The organism is Nonomuraea insulae, from assembly GCF_042656245.1.
Genome location: NZ_JBHSPA010000023.1, coordinates 89,051 through 110,093 on the forward strand (window position 1 = coordinate 89,051; position 21,043 = coordinate 110,093).

Consider the following 21,043-nt stretch of genomic DNA (forward strand, 5'->3'; position numbering starts at 1 on the left):
ACGCGGGCAACACACCATCGGCCGCCCCTCGGGGTGTCAACGGGACCCGGCCGATGCCCCCTCCCCCCTCTCCCCCATCCCAACCGTCCCCTGCGCCTTTCCCCCCACCACACACCCCACCCCCACCGCTGCTGCGCAGACATCCACCAGCCCGACATCCACCGGGCCGATATCCACCGGACACGCATTCACTGAGCAGGCGTCGCAACCGGCACAGCGTCCACCAGGCAGGCATTCACCGGGCAGCATTCACCGGGCAAGCGCCGCACCAGGCACGCATCCACCAGGCACCCATTCACCGGGCAAGCGTGCAATCGGCACGGCGTCCACCAGGCACCCCTTCACAGGGCAGGCATTCACCGGGCAGGCGTCGGCAGCCAACTCGGCAGGCTTCGCCACCGCGCCGGATGGCCTGTCTCGGTTAGGGTCGCCTCTCCGCCAGAGCCCCCCCTCCATATGGACCGCCCGTCCCCGCCAGAGCCACCCCCCTCCGCTAGGGTCGCCTCTCTCCGCCAGACCCCCACCTCCACATGGACCACCCCTCCCCGCCAGAACCCCCTCTCCGCTACGGCCACCCCTCTTCGCCGGGGGCGCCTCTCTCCGCTACGGCGACCCCCTCCGCTCGGGTCGCCTCTCTCCTGCGATGACGGCATCGCCACGGACAGGCGAAGCCCCTCGCCAGCGCCACCAGGGCGCATCGCCAAACGCCTGCAACCATCCGTCCAGCCAGCGAAGCTGACCCGGCCCCACCCACGTGACGGCCCCACGCCATGCAGCCGGAGATGCCGTATCTGCGGCCGGCGAAGCGGCCACGCCGATGCACGCGCACCTGCTTGACCTGGCCTGCCATGCGGCCAGCGAAGTCGGCCCGGCCTCACCCACGTGATGGCCTACGCCCGGACGATGTGCACGTTACTGGGATCGGGGATGTGGAAGCGCGCGGAGGGCACCGCATTAGTGGTCGGTGCCCCCTGCGGCCAGGGCCGTCTACATCTGCCCGTTGCTACGCTGCGGCGAACTCCTCCATCCTCGACTGCTCTCCGTCGCCGCCCTCTTCATCGGCACCCGCCTCGCGTCCCTTGCCATCGTCCTCGGCACCCAGGATGCGAACCGTGTCATCGCCTGACCTGAATGTGCGCACGGCGCCGGCCCCTGACTCCAACGTGCGCCGGGCACCGTCCCCCGGCCTCGACCCTGACGCACGCGCGGTGCCGCCCTCCGACCCCGATGCACGCACCGCGCCGCCCTCCGACCCCGATGCACGCACCGCGCCGCCCTCCGACTCCGACGCACGCACCGCGCCACCGCCCGACCCCAGCGAGCGGGTGGCTCCCTCGTCTGACCAGGGTGTGTGGGCAGCGTCCTCGTCCATCCCCGAGGTGCGCACCGTTTCGGACTCGGATCCCAGCGCGCCTACGGCCTCCTCCTCCGGCCCTGATGTGCGGGCCCCGCCTCCCGAGCTCAGCGTGCGTACGGCGCCGTCCGACCCCAACGTGCGTACGGCGCCGTCGTCCGGTCCCAGCGTGCGTACGGCGCCGTCGTGCGGTCCCAGCGTGCGGACGGCGCCGTCGTCCGGTCCCTGAACTCGGACGGCGCCGTCGTCCGAGTTCAGGGGGCGTACGGTGCTCTCGTCCAGGCCCAGAGGGCGCATCGGGTCGGGGTCGGCGGCGAAGGGGTGGAGGGTGCTTTCGTCGCCGCGTCCCGGGCGGCCCAGGGAGCGCTGGGAGCGGGGGCCCATTGCCCAGTCGCGGGTCTCCTCGTCCAGTCGGTCGCGCATCTCCCTGCTCATCGAGCCGACACCGCCGCCCCGTTCCGGCTTGGTGAAGGCGCCGGTGCCCCAGCGCAGGTCGTGCCCCACCGCGCTGGCCTCGATTTCCGGCATGAAGCGGCGATCCCCCTCGGCGCCGAACTCGCGGATGCGCAGTTTGCCCGACACCACCACGGGGTTGCCCGCCCGTACGGAGGCTGCGACGTTTTCTCCCAACGCGCGCCAGCAGCGGACCGTGAAGCAGACCTTCTCACCGTCCACCCATTGGCCCGTCTTCTTGTCGAAGTAGCGGTGCGAGGTGAGCACCCTCAGCGAGGTGACCTTGACGCCCTCGTCGAAACTGTATTGCCTCGGCTCTGCCGCGACGTTGCCGGTGAGCGTGATGTAGATGTCGTTCATCCCGTGCCTCCCCTATGGCGGGCGGACTGCCCGCGATCTGGGAACACGGTGCCGTGGGAGGGCGGGGGCGGGGGCGACCGAACGCGGTTCTGTGGACGAGGGGTGCGGGGGTGGGGGTGCCTGTGGACGAAGGGGCGGGGGAAGCGGGAGATGCGGCGCGATGCCTGGGGGCAAGGAAATGGTTTAGGGCGCAGAGATGTGATTGCCTCTGGGCGAGGGTTGGGCGAAGTGGTGCGAGGTCTGGGGGCAAGGAAATGGTTTAGGGCGCAGAGATGTGATTGCCGCTGGGCGAGGGTTGGGCGAAGTGGTGCGAGGTCTGGGGGGCGTTCCGCTCGCAGCCCGATCTGGCGGTGAAGGGCGTCCGCGCGCAACCCCGATCTGGTGGCGGGGATGCGTACAGCCCCGATCTGGTGGCGGGAAGCGTGCAGCCTCAGGCTGGTGGCGAGGAGGCGTGCAGTCCCAGGCTGGTGGCGAGGAGGCGTGCAGCCCCAGGCTGGTGGCGAGGAGGCGTGCAGCCCCAGGCTGGTGGCGAGGAGGCGTGCAGCCCCAGGCTGGTAGCGAGGAGGCGTGCAGCCCCAGGCTGGCGGCGGGGAGGAGAGTGCAGCCCTGAGCTGGCGGTGGGCGGGCCGTGTTGGCGGCCCGCCCAGCAGCTCGACGGTATCGGGTCAAACGGACAAATCCCTCATGGCCGTGTAGAAGGCATGGTGACGCCCCAGCTCCCGCTCCACAGGCTCCACCACCATCGTCGCCGACACGGCCGCCACCCTGCGCCGCATCTCCCGCTCAAGCCGTTCCCGCTCCCGCGAAGCCCCCAGCTCCACGAAGTTCCGGGAGGCGATGCCGGACAACGCCCCGAGCCCCAGTACAGAAGCCATCATCAGGCCCACCCACGGCAACGTCGCGCTGTCGCCCAGCAGTTCGAGCGCGGGTGGCAACTGCCCGGGCATGAGCAGGCCGACCGCCAGCCAGGCCAGCCCGGCCACGAAGGCGACCACCAGGAAGTACTGCCACACCTTGAGCACTCGCCACCAGCCGGGCACCCGGTCGAGCTGCGGCGCCACCTCCGTGAGGTCCTCGGTCAGGGCTTGCGGGAGCTGGCTGGAGCGGGATCTGGCGGCCTGGTGAACGGCGGTGCGCCACACCGGGTGCATCCCCATGGAGAGCCCGTCGGTCAGCGCCTGCACAGCGTTGGTGACCTCGGCCGACTGGGCGCTCACCGAGGTGGTCGCGATGCCGCGGATCTCCTTCCCCACGTCCTCCAGCCGGAGGCTCTTGAGCGGGTCGGTACGGAACTTCCCGATCCACCTCGGGTACGGCCACCCGACCCATCGGCTGGACCGCTCCGCGTAGACGTTCTCCATGGCCTCACCCACGGCCGGTACGCCCACCGCGTCACACAACGCGTCCGTCAGCCCCATTCGGCGAGCGTCGTCGACCGTGGACGGCGCGGACAGCGCCTCCCCCATCGGCATGGCCTGGCTGAGTTTCTGCTCCAGCCGGTGCAGGTCCGCCTCGATCTTCTGGATGGCGGCCCGCCGCCGGCCGACCGCGGTCGAGATGACGCTCTTGAGGCTTTCGATGCCCCGGCCGGTGACCGCGGAGGTCGGTACGACGCTGGGATGCTCCACGCCTTCCCTGCGCAGCAAGTCGTTGAGGTCGATGACCAGCTCGGCCAGCTCCTCGGCGGTGAGCCGGTCGGCCTGGTTGAGCGCGAACACGGTCACCGCGTCGTGCCCGGCCAGCTCGGTCACGTAGCGCCGGTGCGTGGAGGCGTCGGCGTACTTCTGCGGGTCGAGTACCCACACCACCAGGTCGGCCAGCCCGATGAGGCGGTCGGCCTCGGTGTCGGTGAGCGCCCTGATCGAGTCGTGGTCGGGCAGGTCGAGCAGGATGAGCCCGTGGAGCTGGCTGTCGCCCTTGTCGAGCGCGCTGGCGCGCGAGAAGCGGTGCCGGTGGTGGATCTGCAGCCAGTCGAGCAGCGGCGCGGCGCCCTCCAGCCCCCACACACAGGCGTGGGTACGGGCGGTGGTCGGCCTGCGTACGCCGGTCGGCGACAGCTCAAGCCCGGAGATGGCGTTGAACAGCGACGACTTGCCGCTTCCCGTGCCGCCCGCGAGGGCGACCACGGTGTGCTCGGACGACAGCTTGAGCCGGTCGCCCGCCCGCAGCAGCAGCGCACCGGCGTCGTTGAGCAGCTTCTTGTCCAGCCGCCCCGGGCCCAGCTCCACCACCTTGGTGAGCGCGGACAACCGCGGAGCGAGCCCTGGTCTGTTGGTCGTGGTGGTCGTGGTGGTCATCGAGCGACCTCGAGGTTGTACGTTGCCTGATAGAGCCGGGTCGCGACGGACTCGTCGGGAATGCCGGCGGAGTCGAGCGCTTGCACGTAACGCATGGCTTCCTCGTCGAACAACATGCCGATCCTGGCCCGCAGGTCGCTGAGCGCCTTGGAGCCGATGCCGCGCAGCGACTCGGCGCCGAGCAGGGCGTTGACCAGCCGATGTGGCACGCCTTCGCCGTTGGAGCCGCTGAACATGGCGACCATGAAGATCAACGCGAGCGAGTCGGGGTCGAACGAGACCAGCTTCGACACCGACCGTTTGGCCACACCCTCCGTGCGCACCAGCTCGCTGAGATGCTCCTGCCAGGACGCGATGGCCCGGCCGGTGTGCCGTACGAGATCACCGGACGGCCTGTCGAGGTTCTCCCCGAACTTGGCGCCCAGCTCCGAACGGTGCCGCCAGCGCGCCACCACCTCCTCGGAGGCCCGGTTGGCGGCGGCCACGATGACCGATTCGAGCCCGGTGCGTATCGCCGCCTTGAACGCCAGCACGCGCTCCGGCGCCTGCTTGGCCGCCCGCCCGCGCCTGCGCAGTTGCAGCGAGCGCATGAGATCGCCGGAGCCGGTGAAGTCCTGCCAGCGGGCGAGCACCTCGCCGTGCAGCAGGGAGCCGTTCTTCGACGACTTGTCGATCTCGTTGAGCGCGCTCAGGAAGGCCGCCTCGACGTCGCCGCGCAGCTCCGCCCTGAACGCGACCTGCGCCTCCAGGTGCCTGGCCAGCGCGGGTACGCGCGTGCGGAAGCTGTTGAGCACGCCGTTCAGCGTCTCGCGAACGGCCTGCGCCCGCCGCCCCTCGTCCACCGACAACTCGGCCAGCCACATCCGCAGGTCGGTGACCTCGCTGTCGGGCAGCCGTCCGTCGCCCACCTTCGCCTCGTGGATGACGAACCTGTCGATGTCGCCCAGCCCGTACTCGGTCAGCATCCGTGCGAAGTGCTTCAGCACCACGTCCGCGGACTTCTGCTGCACCCGCGACAGCACGATCGCCAGGCGGGCGCCGCGCTCCTTGGCCAGGCGCAGCAGGTTCCAGGCGGGGGCGTCGGCGTAGCGGGCCGCCGTGGTCACGAAGATCCAAAGGTCGGCGGCGTCGAGCATGCGGTGCGCGATCTCGTGGTGCTCCTCGACCACCGAGTCGATGTCGGGGGTGTCGAGCAGCGCGACGCCCTGCGGGAGCTTCTCGGTCGCGACGATGACCAGGCTGCGCATCCCGGCCTCGGGGGTCGCCTTGTCGAGGCGTTCCAGCCCGCCGAGCAGCTCGCCCTCAGCGAACCACTTGTGGTCCTCCGGGTGGCAGGCCAGCACCGGAGTGCCGGTGGTCGGGCGGCGTACACCTGTACGCGAGACGTTCTTCTCGGCCAGGCTGTTGACCAGGGTGGACTTGCCCGCGCCCGTCGAGCCCGCGATCACGATCAGGGCCGGGGCGGCGCTGGTCCTGACCCGGGGCAGAACGTAGTCCTCAAGCTGAGCCAGCAGTTCGGCCTGCGCCTGCCTGGCCTCGTCCGAGCCGGGCAGGTCCAGCCCGAACCGCAGGTCGGCGATGCTTTCACGGAGGGTGTTGAGCGCGGTCATGAGCGCCTCGGCCGCTTCGGCAGGCAACTCCTCCAGCCGCTCACCCGCTCCCGCTGCCTCACCGCTTTCGCCCGCACCTTGCGACCCATCGGAAATGCCCGACGTCGCGGCGACAGGCTCATCGGTGTCGCCGTCATCGGCGTCGTCCTCATCGACGCCGTCTCCTGCCGCCTCGTCGCCTGCCGCCTCGTCGCCTACGCCGCCTGCGGGCTCGCCACCATCGCCCACGACCCCGCCGACGTCCCCGCCACCATCGGCCACAGATCCGCCGACGTCGGCCACGGTCTCGCTTTCCGCCGCGAACTCACCGACGCCCGTTGCCATCTCGCCGCCATCTGCTGCGGCGTCGTCGGCATCCACCTCGAACTCGCCGGTACGAGCTGCGGATTCACCGGTACGGGTTGCGGGCTCGTCGGTACGGGCTGCGGGCTCGTCGACATCCGATGCGAATTCGCCGGCATCCGGTGAGAACTCACCGGTAGCGGGCGCGGACTCACCGGCAGCAACAGCGAATGCATCGAAAGTGTCAGCGGCGCTGCTGCTGGTGTCAGTGGCGTCTGCGATCTCAGCGTCGTCCAGGATGTCAGCGGAGTCTGCGGCTTGAGCGTCGTCCAGGATGTCAGTGACGCCTGCGACTTCAGCGTCACCCAGGGCGTCAGCAGCCTCAGTGTCGCCCAGGATGTCAGCCGGGCCTGTGGCCTCAGCGTCGCCGATGTCAGCCGGGCCTGTGGCCTCAGCGTCGCCCAGAATGTCGGTGACGCCTGCGGCTTCAGCGTCGCCCAGGACGTCAGCGGGGCCTGTGGCCTCGGCGTCGCCCAGGACGTCAGCGCTGTCCGCCGGCTTACCGCCGCTTACGTCTCCTGCCCTTTCCGCGCTTGCGGCAGGCTCCACGGGGGTCGGCTCGTCGTGGGATTTCAAGGCTTGAGGCTCTGTGGTGCCTGCCTCGGCAACCGGCTCATCCTCGGCAGGCGGGCCCGGGCGGGCTCCGGGGCCGCCGAGGGAGGCGGGCCTGACGAAGAGGGAGGGCCGCTCGGCCGAGGGCTCCGCCTCCTCGAAGCCGGGCGGTCGCCGGAAAGCCGAGGGTCGTCGCTCAGCCGAGGGTCGTCGCTCAGGCGAGGGTCGTCCCTCAGGCGAGGGTCGTCCCTCAGGCGAGGGTCGTCCCTCAGTTGAAGGGCGTTCCTCAGTCGCGGGGCGTCCCTCAGTCGCGGGTCGACGCAGCGCGGCCGGCTTCTCGAAGAGTGAGGGCCTCCGCGCCGGGGTCTCCTCGGGAGCCTCACGGGTAGCGGAGTCGCCACGGAACCACTGACCAGCACGCTCGTCACCAGACTCACCGGTGGCTGCTCCGTCTCGAGCCCCACGGCCGCCCAGCGACTCCCGCCGCCCGAAGGGCGTGTCTCCGGCTTCGCGACCGCCCAGCCCCGCCCGAGCTTCACGGGCATCCGGCCGAAGCCGCCGTGGCAAGGGCGCCGAGCCCTGGCGGCCCGACACTTCCTGCCGCTCCGAGGCACCATCCCGAGCCGCAGCCTCGTCATCCGACACGTCCGAGGCGCCCGACACGCCCGAGGCGCCCGAATCGCCCGACGCGTCCCAGGCGCCTGACACGCCCGAGGTGCCCGACAGATCTGACACGCCCGAAACGTCCGAGGCACTCGGCGGATCCGAGACGCCCGAAACGTCCGAGGTGCCCGGCGGATCCGAGGGGCCCGGCGTGGCCGGGGTGCCTCGGGCGCCTGGGGTGCCGTCGTCGCGGGCCTCGTCGAGGTCCTCGTCCGTCACCGGGCGGAAGCTCAACGTCTGCTCCCCAGGTGACTCGTCATCCATGGCCGTGTTCACGGCAAGCGCTCCGCTCGAACCATCTCGACCTCCTGGCCGACCCTCACGACGTCGCCGACGATGACGATCGCCGGCGGCCGTATCCCGGCCGCGGACACGCGGTCGGCCACGGTGGACAGCGAAGCGGTGACCGCCCGCTGGGTCGGAAGAGTACCGTCCTGTACCACCATTACGGGAGTCTCCGGGGCACGTCCGTCGCGAACGAGTGCCTCGGCCACCTTCGCCAGCCGCTCGACGGCCATCATCAGCACCAGCGTGCCCTGGGAACGCGCCAGCGCGGGCCAGTCGACGGTGGACTTGGGGTCGTCGGGCGCCACGTGCACGGAGATGACGTGGAACTCCTGACTCACCCCCCGGTGCGTCACCGGGACGCCGGCGGCGGCGGGGACCGCGACGGCGCTGGTCAGGCCGGGGACGACGAGCACGGGGATGCCTGCCTCGGCGCAGGCGATCATCTCCTCGCCGCCGCGGCCGAACACGAAGGAGTCGCCGCCCTTGAGCCGGACCACGAACTTGCCCTGCCTGGCGCGGTCCACGAGCAGCTCGTTGATCGTCTCCTGGGACAACGCGCGGCCGTAGGGGACCTTGGCGGCGTCGATCAGCTCGACGTCGGGGGTGAGCTCGTCGAGCAGGGCCCGGGGCGCGAGGCGGTCGGCGACCACCACGTCGGCCTGGGCGAGGAGCTGCCGCCCGCGCACCGTGATCAGGCCGGGGTCGCCGGGGCCGCCGCCGACGAGGGCCACGCCGACCGGCTTGGTGCGGTTGCGCCGGGCGTCGACGGTGCCGTCACGCAGCGCCTCGACGATCGCGTCCCTGATGCCGGCGGCTCTTCGCGGGTCGCCGCCGGCGGTGACGGCCACGCTGATCTCGTCGACCCGGCCACTGGCCGGTGTCCAGGCGGCGGAGGAGTCCTTGTCGTCGGCGCGCACGCACCACACCCGTTTGGCCTCCGCCTCGGCGGCGACCGCCGTGTTGACGGACCTGTGGTCGGTGCAGGCCTGCACGAGCCAGGCCCCGTCGCAGTCGCCGACCTCGTAGGGCCTGGCGTGCCAGGTGATCCGGCCCGCGGCGATCAGGTCGTCGAGGGCGGGTGTGACGGACGGCGACACAACGGTGATTTCCGCACCGGCCTCAAGCAGCGCGGGAACGCGTCGCTGGGCGACGCGGCCGCCGCCAACGACGAGGACCCGGCGGCCGGAAAGCCGCAGGCCGAGGAGGTAGGGACCCATGGGGGGAATCTCCCGTTCGCGAAGGTTGTGTTAAGAGGTAAACCTACCGGCTTCGAATGCGTCATTTGCTGCGCCCGGGTTAACGGCCGTCGAGAAGAGGCTGCCGGGGATCCCAGCGAGGCCCGCCCTCATCGTCTTTACGGCGTCTGGCCATCGCTGACAAGGCTTCAAGGATAACCCGGTTTCCGAGGTAGGCGGTGATGTCCGCGTGATCGTAGGGCGGCGCCACCTCGACCACCTCCATCCCGGCCACCGGCATTTCATAGCAGATCCGGCGTACCGCATCGAGGAGTTGCCGGGCCGTGAGGCCGCCGGGCTCGGGCGTGCCGGTGCCCGGGGCATGGCCGGGGTCGCAGACGTCGATGTCCACGGACAGGAAGATCTGGTCGCACTCGTCGAGCGCGATCCCGAACGACTCCGTCAGGCATTCGTCGAGCCCGCGGGCCACGATCTCGGTCATCTCGTAGGAACGCATGTTCTGGGCGGCCATCCAGCCGAGCGTCTCCGGCTCCGGCCAGTAGCCGCGCAGCCCGAGCTGGAGGAACCGGTCGCCGCGGACGGCCCCCGACTCGATGAGCCTGCGCATGGGCTGGCCGTGGCCGTACAGGTGGCCGAAGGCGATGTCGCCGGTGTCGGCGTGCGCGTCGAAGTGGATCATCGAGGTACGCCCGGCCGCGTACGCCCGGGAGGTCCCCCGCGCGTCCGGCAGTGCCACGGTGTGGTCACCCCCCAGGACCAGCGGGATCGCGCCCGAGGCCGCCACCCGGTGCACCGCGTCCTCGATCGCCGTCAGCGAGCCCTCGACGTCGCCCGAGTAGCACTCGACGTCACCGGCGTCGAGCACCCGCAGGTCGCGCAGGGCGTCCACGCGCAGCGCCAGGCTGGGCCTGGAGCCGTCGTGCGGCAGGTAGCAGGCCTGGCGCAGCGCCATCGGGCCGAACCTGGCGCCCGGCCGGTTCGACGTGCCGCCGTCGAACGGGGCGCCGATGATCACCACGTCGGCGTCCTCGTAGGTGGCCTGGTCGTTGACGTCGCAGCGGTCTACGCCGAGAAACGTGATGTCAGGGCCGTACATCGGACCATAACGAGACACTGTTCGCACCTCCAGTGCCTCCATCATCACACGGGCTTTTCCGTCACTCCCGCCGAATCGAACGTCGCCACGTCGTGCAGCACGCGTACGGCCGCGCACACCATCGGATGCGCCAGCAGCCCGCCCGTGCCCTCGCCGAGCCGCAGTTCCAGGTCCACCAGCGGGCGCAGCCCGAGGTGGGCGAGCGCGGTGGCGTGGCCGGGCTCGGCCGAGCGGTGGCCCGCCACGCAGTGGTCGATGGCGGCGGGGTCGAGCGCGGCTGCCACCAGGGCGGCGGCGCCGGCGATGACGCCGTCGAGGATCACCGGCACGCGCACCGCCGCGCCGTGCAGGATGAAGCCGGCGAGTGCCGCGTGCTCGAACCCGCCGACGGCGGCCAGGGCCCGCAGCGCCTCGCTGGGCGAGGAGGAGGCGTCGGTGAGGGCGTTCGCCCGCAGGGCCTCGCGGACGATGCCGACCTTGCGCACGTACATCTCGTCGTCGGTGCCCGTGCCCCTCCCGGTCACCTCCGCCGGGTCCTTGCCGGTGAAGGCGGAGATCAGCGCGGCGGAGGCGGTGGTGTTGGCGATGCCCATGTCGCCGGTGATCAGGCAGCGCGCGCCCTCGGCCACCAGGCCCCTGGCCACCGCGATGCCCGCCTCCAGCGCCCTGACGGCCTGGTCGACGGTCATGGCGGGGCCCGTGGACAGGTCGGCGGTGCCGTACGCGATCTTGTGTTTGATCAGGTTCGGCGCGTCGGGCAGGTCGGCGGCGACGCCCACGTCCACCACGGTCACCGACGCGCCGGCCTGGGCGGCGAAGGCGTTGGCGACCGCGCCGCCGGCCAGGAAGTTGGCGACCATCTGCACCGTGACCTCTTGCGGCCACGGGCTGACGCCGCGCGCGTGCACGCCGTGGTCGCCTGCGAAGATGGCCAGGGCCGCGGGCTCCGGCATGGGCGGCGGGCTGGAGCCGGCCGCGCCCGCGAGGCGTACCGCGATGTCCTCAAGCGCGCCGAGCGAACCGCGGGGCTTGGTGAGGCGATCCTGGTGGGCGCGGGCCTCGGCGATCGCCAGCGGGTCGGCCGGGCGGATCGCGGCGAGTGTCTCAGCGAGCACGACAAACCTCCACTGTCTCAACGAGCACGATAAACCTGCACAGTCTCAACGAACACGGCAAATCCGCGCTGTCTCGACGAGCACACGAATCTGCACTTATGGAACGAGCTGGAGCGCTTCCTCGTAGCGGTCGATCACGACGTCCGCCAGGATCTCGCAGTCGCCGATCACCTCGGCGCAGCGGATGTCGAGATCGGGGTGCCCCGCGCCGTACGCCAGCGCCTGCGCCCACACCCGCTCCAGCATGCCACCCGCGAACAACAGGTACGGCACCACGATCACCCGCTTGGCCCCCAGCCGCCGGCAACGCTCCAGCCCACCGGGCACCCCGGGCGGGGTGACCGACACGAAGGCGGTCTCGACGGTCATGAAGTCGTAGGCGTGCATCTCCCAGAACAGCCGGGAGACCCGGTGCACCTCGGCGTTGGCGGTGGCGTCCGTGGAGCCCTCGCCGACCAGGACGACGGCGGTCTCCCCCGGCTCGACGTGCGCGTGGAGGTCGTCGGACGGCAGCGCGTCCACGGCGCGGAGCCGGGGCCTGGCGCCCACCAGTTCGAGCGCGCGCGGCTTGGAGATCTCGGCGGCGGCCTCGTTGAGCCGCTCGGCCAGCAGCTTCAGCACGCGGGGGTCGGGGCCCAAGGGGCGGCCGTAGTCGTACATCAGCGTGGGGTGCCGCTGCTGCTCCAGCGCCAGCGCGGCGGGGAAGTCCTCGCCGACCCTGCTGAGGCTCAGCGGCAGCGCCACCAGCCGGTGGTGGCCCCTGGCGACCAGGGAGGCGACGGAGTCACTCAGCCGGGGCGTGGCCCGCTCCAGGTAACCCCCAGACACGTCGGCGCCCGTCTGGTCGAGGCGGCAGCGGAGGCGGTGAACGAACCTGCCGAACTCCGCGGCGTAGGCGTCATCCTGTGAGCCCTGCCCGATCAGCAGGAGCGGCGGCTTCATTGTGAGGGATTCTCCGGTGCACTAGACAAAGTCACGCGAGGATAACCGATGGGCACCGGTAGGGAACAGGTCACGTTGTGTGCGCGGGCGTCGCATGCACCACGAAGACGGGGTCAGAGGCGGTCAGACGGTGTGAGCCGTCGGGGTCGAGCGCCAGCTTGGAGGCCAGGATCTGGCTGCCCTCTCCGCGGTAACCGTGCTCGCGCAGCCGGTCGAGCACGGCCGAGACCTGTTCGACCTTGCTCAGCACGCACACGAGCGCACGCGGGCGGCGGGCGACACAGGCCATCACCACGTCGAGGCCGCCGCCGCCCACGTAGACGGCGTCGGGGTCGGGCAGCGGTTCGAGGGCCGGCGGGGCCTGACCCCTGGTCAGAGCCACCTTCACGCCGTGTTCGAGCACGCTGGCGCGCAACTTGGCGCAGCGTTCCTCGTCGCGCTCGACGGCCACGACGGCCGCGCCGAGCCTGGCGCATTCGACGGCGATCTGGCCGGTGCCCGCGCCCACGTCCCAGACCAGGTCGCCGAGCCGGGGGCCCAGTTTGGCCAGCACGTACGCCCTGACCTCCGCGGGCAGCCCGTCCTCGGACGGGAGCGCCCATTCGGACGGCCCCGGCTGGGCCCCGGCCACCCAGCCCGGCTCCTTGGGCCGGTGCAGCGGGTCGATGACGAGGACCACGTCGGGGTCCTTCCACGGCCTGGTGGTGGCCTCGCCCATGCGGCTGTGCGTGACCCGCTCGTCCGGCCCGCCGAGGTCCTCGCACACGATCAGCGCGCGCGGCGTCGTGGGCGCCAGTTCCCTGGCGATCTCGCCGGGGCCGACGCCGGGGGCGACGATCAGCGCGACCTTGGGGTGGGCGCGGCAGGCGTTGACGGCCCGGTCGAGCTGGGCAGGGCCGGAAGGGGCGACGACCAGGGCGTCCTCCCAGTTGAGCCCGGCGCAGGCGAAGGCGCGGCTGACCAGCGAGATGGCCGGCAACACGTCCGGTTTGAGGCCGTGGGCCCTTAACGTGCGTACGACGCCGAAGAAGCCGGGATCACCCTCCGTGACCACCACCGCGGGGCCTTCGCCGTGTTCGAGGTGACCGTCGATGGTCTCCAGCAGCGCGCCGTCGGCCGCGATCTCCGCGGTCAGCTTGAGCCGCCCCAGAAGGGCCTGCGGCGCCACGACGAGCCGGGCTTCGTGCAGCCTGTCCACCGCCTTGGCCGTGAGCTCGGATCCGTCCCAGCCGACCACCGTGATCATTACGCCTCACCGTCCTCACCTCAAGGGTGACGGCTGCGGAGGGGTTTCACAAAGGGTGAGAGGGTCAGTCCGGTGTGCCCTCAGGCCAGGTCGGACGGGATGAGGCTGTAGACGACCAGGTTCTCGCCGCCGAGCGAGGCCCGGGCGACGCCCTCGCGGACGAAGCCCGCCTTCTCGGCCACCCGCTGGGAGGCGGAGTTGGCGGGGGCTGCGCGCAACTGGATCCGGCTGAAGCCCTGGCGCTCGAACAACCAGCGGGCGATGGCCAGCACGGCCTCGCCCGCGTACCCCCTGCCCCTGACCCAGGGGGCGGTCATGTAGCCGATCTCGGCGGTGCGGTTGTTCCAGTCGATGTCGCGCAGGTCCACGTTCACGGCGAAGCGGCCGGTGGCCAGTTCCTCGGCCGTCCAGGTGATGCCGGCGCCCCTGATCCGCAGCCGCTCGGCGTGGTCGATGAAGGCCCGCGCGTGCTGCTCGTTGTAGTCGCGCGGCACGCCCGTCCTGGCCTGGGTGAGCGGATCGGCCGCGGCGGCGGCCAGATCGCCGACGTCGGCGGGGGAAGGCGGGCGCAGCAGCAGCCGCGGCGTGCGCAGCTCGGTCCTGGGCAGGGCGCTGGAGGGCAGGCGGTCGTCCTCGCGCAGCAGGCCGAAGAGGACCAGGTCGTGCGGCCCGTCCTCTTCCAGCACGGCGGAGCGCAGCATGCCTTCCCAGGTGAAGCCCGCTTTCTGGGCGACGCGGAGCGAGGCGGCGTTGTCCAGGTTGGCGGTCAGGTCGATCCTGCGCAGCCGCGTGGTCTCGAACGTCCAGGCGGTGAGCGCGCGCACGGCCTCCGTGGCGAAGCCGCGGCCACGGTAGAGGGGGTGCACGCCGTACCCGACCTCGGTCGTGCCCGCGCTCCACGAGGTCTTGAACAGGCTGATCGCGCCCACGACGGGCCCGTCGGACTCGGTCATCGCCAGATGCACGCCCTGGCCGGTGCGGCGCAACTCGTGCACGCCGCTCGCCAGCCACGGGGCGATGCCGGACGGCTTGGCGGGCGCGCCGGGCGGCAGGAACCGTACGCCGGACTCCACGATCGAGCGGATCCTGGGCGCGTCCTGGGGGCCGAACTGGCGCAGCGTAAGCCGCGCCGTGGCGATGCTCACGTCGGGATCGAACACCCTCGGCAGGCTACACAGGGGCGATGTTTGCCCACGAAAGCGGGGGTAGGGGCGCATTGAGAGGAGTGAGGGAACTATGGAACGTGGGAGCGACAAGCACAACCCCCGTCTGGACGATCAGCAGAAGCACGAGACCGAGGGCCTGATACGCGGCGGCGGCACCACGCACGCCGAGGAGTGGAAGCAGCCCGAGGCCATGCCGGCGTCCGGCGAGGAGTCGTTGCGGTCGTACCCGCCCGGTCACGAACCCGGCGTCCCGGAAGGCATCACGCAGCGGGGCGTGGACGTCCGCAGCGACCTCGCGAAATGGCTGAGCGACGCCCACTGGCCCGCGTCCAAGGAGGAGCTGATCCGGCACGCGGAGCGCGTGGACGCGCCGGACCAGGTGTCGGACCTGCTGGAGTCCCTCCCTGAGCGCCGCTACGCCAACGTGGCGGAGATGGCCAAGGCCCTCGGGCTCGGCGTGGAGAAGCGGAGGTGGTGAACGGTGCGGCTCGACTTCATCCGGCCCCTGTACGAGCGGAGCGGCCCGTACGCGTCGGTCTACCTGGGCGCGCTCACCAGGCCCGAGCGCGGAACCCACTGGCACAGCGTGCGCGACCGGCTCGACCACCATGTCGACAAGGCCACCATGGAAGCGCTGGAGGAGGAGGCCCTGCGGGCCGCGGCCGGGCGGGCGCTGTTCGCCACGCACGGTGACGTGGTGCTGGCCGAGTCGCTCGCCGAGGCTCCGTACGAGCTGGCCGTGTGGACGCCGTTGCCGCACATCACGCCGCTGCTGCTGCGGCGCGGCGAGAACGTGCCGCACCTGCGGGTGATCGTGGACCACGCGGGGGCGGAGCTGACCATGTTCGGGGGCGGCTCGCCGCGTACGGCCATCGTGGAGGCCGCCTCGTGGCCGCTGCAGAAGACCGCGCAGGGCGGCTGGTCGCAGAAGCGGTACGAGCGCGCGGTGGACGAGACGTGGGAGAAGAACGCGGTGGCCGTGGCTCATGAGATCGATGAGCAGGTACGCCGGGTCGGCGCGGAGCTGATCCTGGTGGCGGGCGAGCCGAAGTCGCGCTCCTACCTGCTGCACCATCTCGGCACCAAGTCCGCCGACCGGGTCACGATGGTCGAGCACGGCAGCCGCGAGGACCACGGCCAGTTCGAGGAGGACGTGGAGCGGGCCCTCGACGACTGGCTCGGCCGCAAACGCGCGGAGCTGCTCGAACGGCACCAGGAGTCCGCGGGTCCCACCGGGACGGCCAGGGTCTCGCATGCCCTGCGCGAGGGCCGCGTGCACGCGCTGCTGATGCCCGGCGAAGTGCCCAAGCCGGTCTGGATCGGCGGGGGCGGCACGCAACTGGCCACCGACCAGGGCGAGTTGCGCCGATGGGGCGTGAGCGAGCCGGTTCAGGAGCGCTCGGACTCGGCCCTGGTCAGGGCGGCGGCGATGACGGACGCGGAGTTGTGGTTCACCGACGCGGTGACGGACGTGGCGGCCGTGCTCAGGTACTGATGATCACTTCGAGGGTGCGGGGGCCGTGCACGCCCTCGACCCGGTTCAGCTCGATGTCGCTGGTGGCCGAGGGGCCGCTGATCCAGGTGAGGGGACGGGCCGGGTCGAGCCGGGCGATCGCCTCGGGGACGCCCGCCACGATCTGGTCGGCCCGCACCACGCACAGGTGGTAGTCGGGGACCAGCGTCTGGGACCGCGTGCCCTGTCCTGGGCCGTGGTCGAGGACGATGGTGCCCGTCTCGGCGATGGCCACGGCGCAGTTCGTGACCACGCCGTCGGCCGTCTTCAGGTCGCTCCAGCCGCCCGGCCGGTCGAAGCCGTCGGGGACGATCATGTGGCGCTCCCCGAGGCACTCGTCGATCTTGTCAGGCACCTCGGCCGCCGGAATGACGTGCACGATCGCCCGGTAGTCGTCGACCCGCTCGGCGAACAGCTCCACCAGGTCATCCCCCTGGCGTCCCCGCCGGTAGTCCCTGGGGATCTCCACGTCGCCGGCGCCGGCGACGGCCTTGCCGATCCTGGCGAGGATCTCCTCACGCGCGCTCATTACGCTCCCACCAGTCCCTGAACGATTCTTCCGGAATTTCGGGAATGTCCCTGGTGTCGGTCCACGCCGACAGCGGGCCCGGCAGCCGCTTGGGCACCAGCTTGCGCAGGCGGGAGGCCGCGCGCTGCGCCTTGGCCAGCCGCTCGTGGTCGTTGAGTATCCAGCCGGCGACCTTCATGCCGGCCTTCTCCGCCGCCGCGTGCGGGGCCTTGGCCCGCAGGTCCACCAGGACCTCCGGGATGTCGATGGCCACCGGGCAGACCTCATAGCAGGCGCCGCAGAGGCTGGAGGCGAACGGCAGCGAGGCGTCCAGTTCGGAGGACATGCCCCTGAGCTGCGGGGTGAGAATCGCGCCGATCGGGCCGGGGTAGACCGAGCCGTACGCGTGGCCGCCCGCGCGCTCGTACACCGGGCACACGTTCAGGCAGGCCGAGCAGCGGATGCAGCGCAGCGCCTGGCGGCCCACCTCGTCGGCGAGCACGTCGGTGCGGCCGTTGTCGAGCAGCACCAGGTGGAACTCCTGGCCCTCGACGGCGCCCGTCCACATGCTCGTATAGGGATTCATCCGCTCGCCCGTGGAGCTTCTCGGCAGGAGCTGGAGGAAGACCTCCATATCCCGCCAGGAGGGGACCAGCTTCTCGATCCCGACGACGCTGATGAGGGTCTCGGGCAGGGTCAGGCACATGCGGCCGTTGCCCTCGGACTCCAGCACCACCAGCGTGCCGGTCTCGGCCACCATGAAGTTGGCGCCGGAGATCGCGACCTTGCTCCTGAGGAAGCGCTCGCGCAGGTGGAGCCGGGCGGCCTCGGCCAGGGCGGGCGGGTCGTCGGTCAGGTCGGGCGACACCCCTGGCATCTTGTCGAGGAAGATCTCGCGGATCTCCGACCTGTTTCGATGGATCGCGGGGACCAGGATGTGGCTGGGGAAGTCGTCGCCGAGCTGCACGATCAGCTCGGCCAGGTCCGTCTCGTACGCGGTGATGCCGTGCTCGGCCAGCGCCTGGTTGAGCTCGATCTCCTGGGTGACCATCGACTTGACCTTGACCACCTCGGTCTCGCCGGTGGCCTTGACCAGGTCCGTCACGATGCGGTTGGCCTCGGCGGCGTCCCTGGCCCAGTGCACGGTGCCGCCCGCGGCGCTCACGGCCGCTTCGAGCTGGATCAGGTAGCTGTCGAGGTGGTGGAGCGTGTGGTCCTTGATCGCCTTGCCGGCCGCGCGGAGCTCCTGCCAGTCGGGCAGCTCGCCGACGACGTTGGCCCGTTTGCCGCGAATGGTCTGCGTGGCCTTGCGGAGGTTGAAGCGAAGCTGAGAGTCATGTACCGCTTTACTAGCATTTTCCGGGAAATTTCCTGGCATCCCGAGGAATGTCGCGCTCATTGGGCCTTCTCCGTCGATGCGAGGATCTCGGCCAGGTGCATGGTCCTGACGCCGGTCTTCTGACGGCTCAGGGTGCCGCCGATGTGCATCAGGCAGGAGTTGTCCGCCGCGCAGAGCACCTCCGCACCGGTGTGCAGGATGTTGCGGGTCTTGTCCGCGCCCATCGCGGCCGAGATCGCCGGGTTCTTGACCGAGAACGTGCCGCCGAAGCCGCAGCACTCCTCGGAGCCGGGCAGCGGCACCAGCTCCAGGCCGCGTACGTGCTGGAGCAGCCGGGTGGGCCGGTCGCCCAGGTGCAGCCCGCGCAGCGAGTGACACGTCGGGTGATAAGTCACCCGGTGCGGGAAATATGCGCCTACGTCCTCGACTTTCAGGACGTCGAGCAGGAACTCCGACAGCTCGAACACCTTCGGCACGACCTCCGCGATCGCCGCCGCCCCCCTGCTGCCCGGCTTGGCCAGCTTCGGGTACTGCTCGCGCACCATGGCCGCGCACGACCCCGACGGCGCCACGACGGCGTCGTATCCGGCGAACACCTCGGTGAAGTGCCGGGCCAGCCGCACGCCCTCCTCGCGGTAGCCGGTGTTGACGTGCATCTGACCGCAGCAGGTCTGGGCGGCGGGGAACTCCACGTCGCAGCCGAGCCTGCGCAGGAGCGACACGACCGCCTTGCCGGTGCCGGGGAAGAGCGTGTCGTTCACACATGTGATGAACAGGGCGACTCGCACGATCCTCCTTCCAAGGTATGGTCTGACCACAGTATGGTCAGACCATAGCGAACCATATCCTTCCCCGCCAGGAGGCTTCGTTGGACGGCACCGGCTGGCGTCCCGTCAAGCGAACGCGGACGTTCGAGGACGTGATCGCTCAGATCGAGCGGCGCATCACCGAGGACGGCCTCACCGTGGGCGACCGGCTGCCCGCCGAACGCCAGCTCGCCGAGCAACTCGGCGTCAGCCGCTCCTCGGTACGCGAGGCCATGCGCGTGCTGGAGACCCTCGGCGTCGTCTCCTCCCAGGTGGGCCGGGGCCCGGACGCGGGGGCCGTGCTCACCTCGCGCCCCGACTCGGCGCTGACGGACGTGCTCCGGCTGCACCTGGGCCTGGCCAGCCTGGAGATGCGCGAGGTCATCGACACCCGGCACATGATCGAGCAGTGGGCCGCCTCGCACGCCGCCACCGCCCGCGCCGACGTCTCCGCGCTGGCCGCCGCCCTGACCGGGATGGACCAGGCGACGTCGGCCGAGGAGTTCGTCGAGCACGACACGGCCTTCCACTGCGCGATCGCGGACGCGTCGGGCAACCGGCTCATCTCCGCCATCATGCGCTCGCTACGGGACTCGATGCGGAGGTATTCGGTCGAAGCGGTGCAACGCCTGGGTGACACGTCGATTCTGCGCGCGGACCACGTACGCATCCTGGAGGCCATCGAGCGGGGCGAGGCGGACGAGGCCGCACAGGCCGTCTCGGAGCATCTGGCGCACGCCTATCCCTCGCTCTTCGACTGACCGCCTCACTCCCGCTGGTCCGCCTCCCTGCAGTTCGCCGCGGAACACGCCACCATGCCCGCCAGGCGCTGGTCCAGCCGCTCCACCAGCTCCGGATCGGCGCTCTCCACCAGGTTGCGCAACTGGTAGGGGTCGGTGTTCAGGTCATAGAGCTGCAGCTCCCCCGTCTCGTAGCGCACATACGTGTACTGCTCGGTGCGCAACGCCCGATAGGCGGGCACGGGAGTCTGAGCGGCCGACGACCGGTCGGCCGGGCGGGTGAACTCGACCAGCACCTGTTTACGCCACTGTGAAGGCGGTTTCCCGCGCAGCAGCGGCACCAGCGAGCGGCCCTCCGCGAACGTCGGCACCGTGGCCCCGCCCAGTTCCGCGAACGTCGGCGCCAGGTCGATCGTGGCCCCCATCTGCGTGATCGCCGAGGCGGCCTTGATCCCGGGACCCCGGACGACGAGCGGGACCTTGATCGCCTCCTCGAACGGGGTGGTCTTGCCCTGCTTGAGCCGGTGCGTCCCGAGGTGGAAGCCGTTGTCCGAGGTGAAGAAGATGTAGGTGTTGTCGAGCTTGCCGGCCTGTTGCAGGGCCTGGACCACCGACCCGACGAGGTCGTCCACGCCGAGCATGGCCCGCAGCCTGGCGCGGTAGCGCTCGTCGATGCCGTCGATGGCCGTGGGCGGGATCGGCGGGCGGGTGCGCAGCCAGAGCGGCTCGTCGGAGACGTCGGCCTGGTTGAACGACGGCGTGCGCGGCGCCATGGCCAGCGGGAACGCGTCGGCGTGCCGGACGGCGGGGTTGGCCGGATTGTGCGGCCCGATCGGGGCCAGGTAGAGGAAGAACGGCTGCTGGGAGCCGGTGATGAAGTCACTCGCCTTGCGGGCCATCACGTCGGACAGGTAGGCCTGCTCGGACCAGCCGTAGTCGTACAGGCTGCCGTTCTCGTTGAGGCGGTAGCCGTACTCCGAGTACAGGTCGCGCACCGGCACGTCCCACTCGTTCCAGCCGGGCGGCACGAACGTCTCCTGCGCCGACGTGCCCGGATAGTGGTTGAGGAACTTGCCCATGAGCGCCGTGCGGTAGCCGGACTGCTGCATCCAGGTGCCGATCGTGGAGCGTTCCAGGCCGAGCGCGTGGAAGCGGTCGAAGCCTCCCTCGGGCGCGGTGTTGGTCAGCACGCCGTGGCTGTGAACGTGCTGGGAGCGCAGGATCGACGCCCTCGACGGGCAGCACCAGGAGTTCGTCACGAAGAAGCGGTCGAACGAGGCGCCCTGGTGCACGAGGTGCTGAGTGATGTTCGGGAAGTTCGGCAGGGTGCCGGCTTCCAGGTCATCGGCCATGATGAGGACGATGTTCGGCCGGGAATCACCCTCGGCCATGGTGGGGCCGGCCAGCGGCAGGAGCAGCAGCAGGCAGGCGAGGCGACAGAGACGCTTGACCACAGA

General features: G+C 70.9%; 17 protein-coding genes. 4 read left to right on the top strand and 13 right to left on the bottom strand.

The annotated features are described in order from the left end of the window. Window positions 1-1,003 precede the first annotated feature (1,003 nt). From ACFPZ3_RS18040 to ACFPZ3_RS18050, 3 genes are all read right to left on the bottom strand, one after another. Window positions 1,004-2,167: a single-stranded DNA-binding protein gene (locus ACFPZ3_RS18040; RefSeq protein WP_379515281.1), complete on the bottom strand. Its 1,164-nt coding sequence runs from the start codon at window positions 2,165-2,167 to the stop codon at window positions 1,004-1,006. Between the two features lie 665 nt (window positions 2,168-2,832). Continuing rightward, window positions 2,833-4,464, bottom strand: a complete 1,632-nt coding sequence (locus ACFPZ3_RS18045; protein ID WP_379515282.1) for a YfjP family GTPase — start codon at window positions 4,462-4,464, stop codon at window positions 2,833-2,835. Further along, window positions 4,461-6,101 (bottom strand): dynamin family protein, encoded by a 1,641-nt coding sequence (locus ACFPZ3_RS18050; protein WP_379515283.1) that lies wholly within the window; start codon window positions 6,099-6,101, stop codon window positions 4,461-4,463. The genes ACFPZ3_RS18045 and ACFPZ3_RS18050 overlap by 4 nt, the downstream gene beginning before the upstream one ends. A gap of 51 nt (window positions 6,102-6,152) precedes the next feature. Between ACFPZ3_RS18050 and ACFPZ3_RS18055 the strand changes: the two genes are divergently transcribed. Further along, window positions 6,153-6,542: a hypothetical protein gene (locus ACFPZ3_RS18055; protein WP_379515284.1), complete on the top strand. Its 390-nt coding sequence runs from the start codon at window positions 6,153-6,155 to the stop codon at window positions 6,540-6,542. A gap of 1,361 nt (window positions 6,543-7,903) precedes the next feature. On the opposite strand, the gene cobA is transcribed toward ACFPZ3_RS18055, so the two are convergent. The 6 genes from cobA to ACFPZ3_RS18085 form a co-directional block, all read right to left on the bottom strand. Next, complete coding sequence (gene cobA / locus ACFPZ3_RS18060) at window positions 7,904-9,136, bottom strand: uroporphyrinogen-III C-methyltransferase (RefSeq protein ID WP_379515285.1); 1,233 nt, start codon at window positions 9,134-9,136, stop codon at window positions 7,904-7,906. Window positions 9,137-9,215: 79 nt separating this feature from the next. Beyond that, complete coding sequence (speB, locus tag ACFPZ3_RS18065) at window positions 9,216-10,229, bottom strand: agmatinase (RefSeq protein WP_379515286.1); 1,014 nt, start codon at window positions 10,227-10,229, stop codon at window positions 9,216-9,218. Window positions 10,230-10,255: 26 nt separating this feature from the next. Next, window positions 10,256-11,326 carry a nicotinate-nucleotide--dimethylbenzimidazole phosphoribosyltransferase gene (gene cobT / locus ACFPZ3_RS18070; protein ID WP_379515287.1) on the bottom strand — a complete coding sequence of 357 codons (1,071 nt, stop codon included), beginning with the start codon at window positions 11,324-11,326 and terminating at the stop codon, window positions 10,256-10,258. 96 nt (window positions 11,327-11,422) lie between these two features. Continuing rightward, window positions 11,423-12,268 (bottom strand): sirohydrochlorin chelatase, encoded by an 846-nt coding sequence (locus ACFPZ3_RS18075; RefSeq protein ID WP_379515288.1) that lies wholly within the window; start codon window positions 12,266-12,268, stop codon window positions 11,423-11,425. A gap of 70 nt (window positions 12,269-12,338) precedes the next feature. Continuing rightward, the gene (locus ACFPZ3_RS18080) at window positions 12,339-13,514 is read right to left on the bottom strand and encodes a bifunctional cobalt-precorrin-7 (C(5))-methyltransferase/cobalt-precorrin-6B (C(15))-methyltransferase (protein WP_379515289.1); all 1,176 of its coding nucleotides are present in this window, start codon (window positions 13,512-13,514) and stop codon (window positions 12,339-12,341) included. Window positions 13,515-13,594: 80 nt separating this feature from the next. Then, window positions 13,595-14,674 carry a GNAT family N-acetyltransferase gene (locus tag ACFPZ3_RS18085; protein ID WP_379515290.1) on the bottom strand — a complete coding sequence of 360 codons (1,080 nt, stop codon included), beginning with the start codon at window positions 14,672-14,674 and terminating at the stop codon, window positions 13,595-13,597. 76 nt (window positions 14,675-14,750) lie between these two features. On the opposite strand from ACFPZ3_RS18085, the gene ACFPZ3_RS18090 reads away from it, so the two are divergent. Together ACFPZ3_RS18090 and ACFPZ3_RS18095 are read left to right on the top strand one after the other, a co-directional pair. After that, window positions 14,751-15,158, top strand: coding sequence for a DUF2795 domain-containing protein (locus ACFPZ3_RS18090; protein WP_379515291.1), 408 nt, complete (start codon window positions 14,751-14,753; stop codon window positions 15,156-15,158). A gap of 3 nt (window positions 15,159-15,161) precedes the next feature. After that, on the top strand, window positions 15,162-16,175 hold the full coding sequence (locus ACFPZ3_RS18095) for a baeRF2 domain-containing protein (protein WP_379515292.1): 1,014 nt from the start codon (window positions 15,162-15,164) through the stop codon (window positions 16,173-16,175). Here the strand turns inward: ACFPZ3_RS18095 and ACFPZ3_RS18100 are convergent. Genes ACFPZ3_RS18100 through ACFPZ3_RS18110 form a run of 3 tightly spaced genes read right to left on the bottom strand, consistent with a single transcriptional unit; the run spans window position 16,165 to window position 18,828 of the window. After that, complete coding sequence (locus ACFPZ3_RS18100; protein WP_379515293.1) at window positions 16,165-16,722, bottom strand: LutC/YkgG family protein; 558 nt, start codon at window positions 16,720-16,722, stop codon at window positions 16,165-16,167. The genes ACFPZ3_RS18095 and ACFPZ3_RS18100 overlap by 11 nt on opposite strands. Next, complete coding sequence (locus tag ACFPZ3_RS18105) at window positions 16,709-18,100, bottom strand: lactate utilization protein B (protein WP_379515294.1); 1,392 nt, start codon at window positions 18,098-18,100, stop codon at window positions 16,709-16,711. Before ACFPZ3_RS18105 ends, ACFPZ3_RS18100 begins: the two co-directional genes overlap by 14 nt. Further along, window positions 18,097-18,828 (bottom strand): (Fe-S)-binding protein, encoded by a 732-nt coding sequence (locus tag ACFPZ3_RS18110; RefSeq protein WP_379515295.1) that lies wholly within the window; start codon window positions 18,826-18,828, stop codon window positions 18,097-18,099. Before ACFPZ3_RS18110 ends, ACFPZ3_RS18105 begins: the two co-directional genes overlap by 4 nt. A gap of 80 nt (window positions 18,829-18,908) precedes the next feature. On the opposite strand from ACFPZ3_RS18110, the gene ACFPZ3_RS18115 reads away from it, so the two are divergent. Continuing rightward, a complete protein-coding gene (locus ACFPZ3_RS18115) occupies window positions 18,909-19,607 on the top strand; it encodes a FadR/GntR family transcriptional regulator (RefSeq protein WP_379515296.1) in 699 nt (232 codons plus the stop codon). A 5-nt stretch (window positions 19,608-19,612) separates the two neighbouring features. On the opposite strand, the gene ACFPZ3_RS18120 is transcribed toward ACFPZ3_RS18115, so the two are convergent. Continuing rightward, a complete protein-coding gene (locus tag ACFPZ3_RS18120; RefSeq protein WP_379515297.1) occupies window positions 19,613-21,040 on the bottom strand; it encodes a sulfatase family protein in 1,428 nt (475 codons plus the stop codon). Window positions 21,041-21,043 lie beyond the last annotated feature (3 nt).

Coding starts and splice junctions, on each gene's coding strand:
- ACFPZ3_RS18080 (WP_379515289.1), bottom strand. CDS start 13,514: ATGATCACGGTGGTCGGCTGGGACGGATCCGAGCTCACGGCCAAGGCG.
- ACFPZ3_RS18090 (WP_379515291.1), top strand. CDS start 14,751: ATGGAACGTGGGAGCGACAAGCACAACCCCCGTCTGGACGATCAGCAG.
- cobA (WP_379515285.1), bottom strand. CDS start 9,136: ATGGGTCCCTACCTCCTCGGCCTGCGGCTTTCCGGCCGCCGGGTCCTC.
- ACFPZ3_RS18075 (WP_379515288.1), bottom strand. CDS start 12,268: ATGAAGCCGCCGCTCCTGCTGATCGGGCAGGGCTCACAGGATGACGCC.
- ACFPZ3_RS18045 (WP_379515282.1), bottom strand. CDS start 4,464: ATGACCACCACGACCACCACGACCAACAGACCAGGGCTCGCTCCGCGG.
- ACFPZ3_RS18100 (WP_379515293.1), bottom strand. CDS start 16,722: ATGAGCGCGCGTGAGGAGATCCTCGCCAGGATCGGCAAGGCCGTCGCC.
- ACFPZ3_RS18105 (WP_379515294.1), bottom strand. CDS start 18,100: ATGAGCGCGACATTCCTCGGGATGCCAGGAAATTTCCCGGAAAATGCT.
- ACFPZ3_RS18040 (WP_379515281.1), bottom strand. CDS start 2,167: ATGAACGACATCTACATCACGCTCACCGGCAACGTCGCGGCAGAGCCG.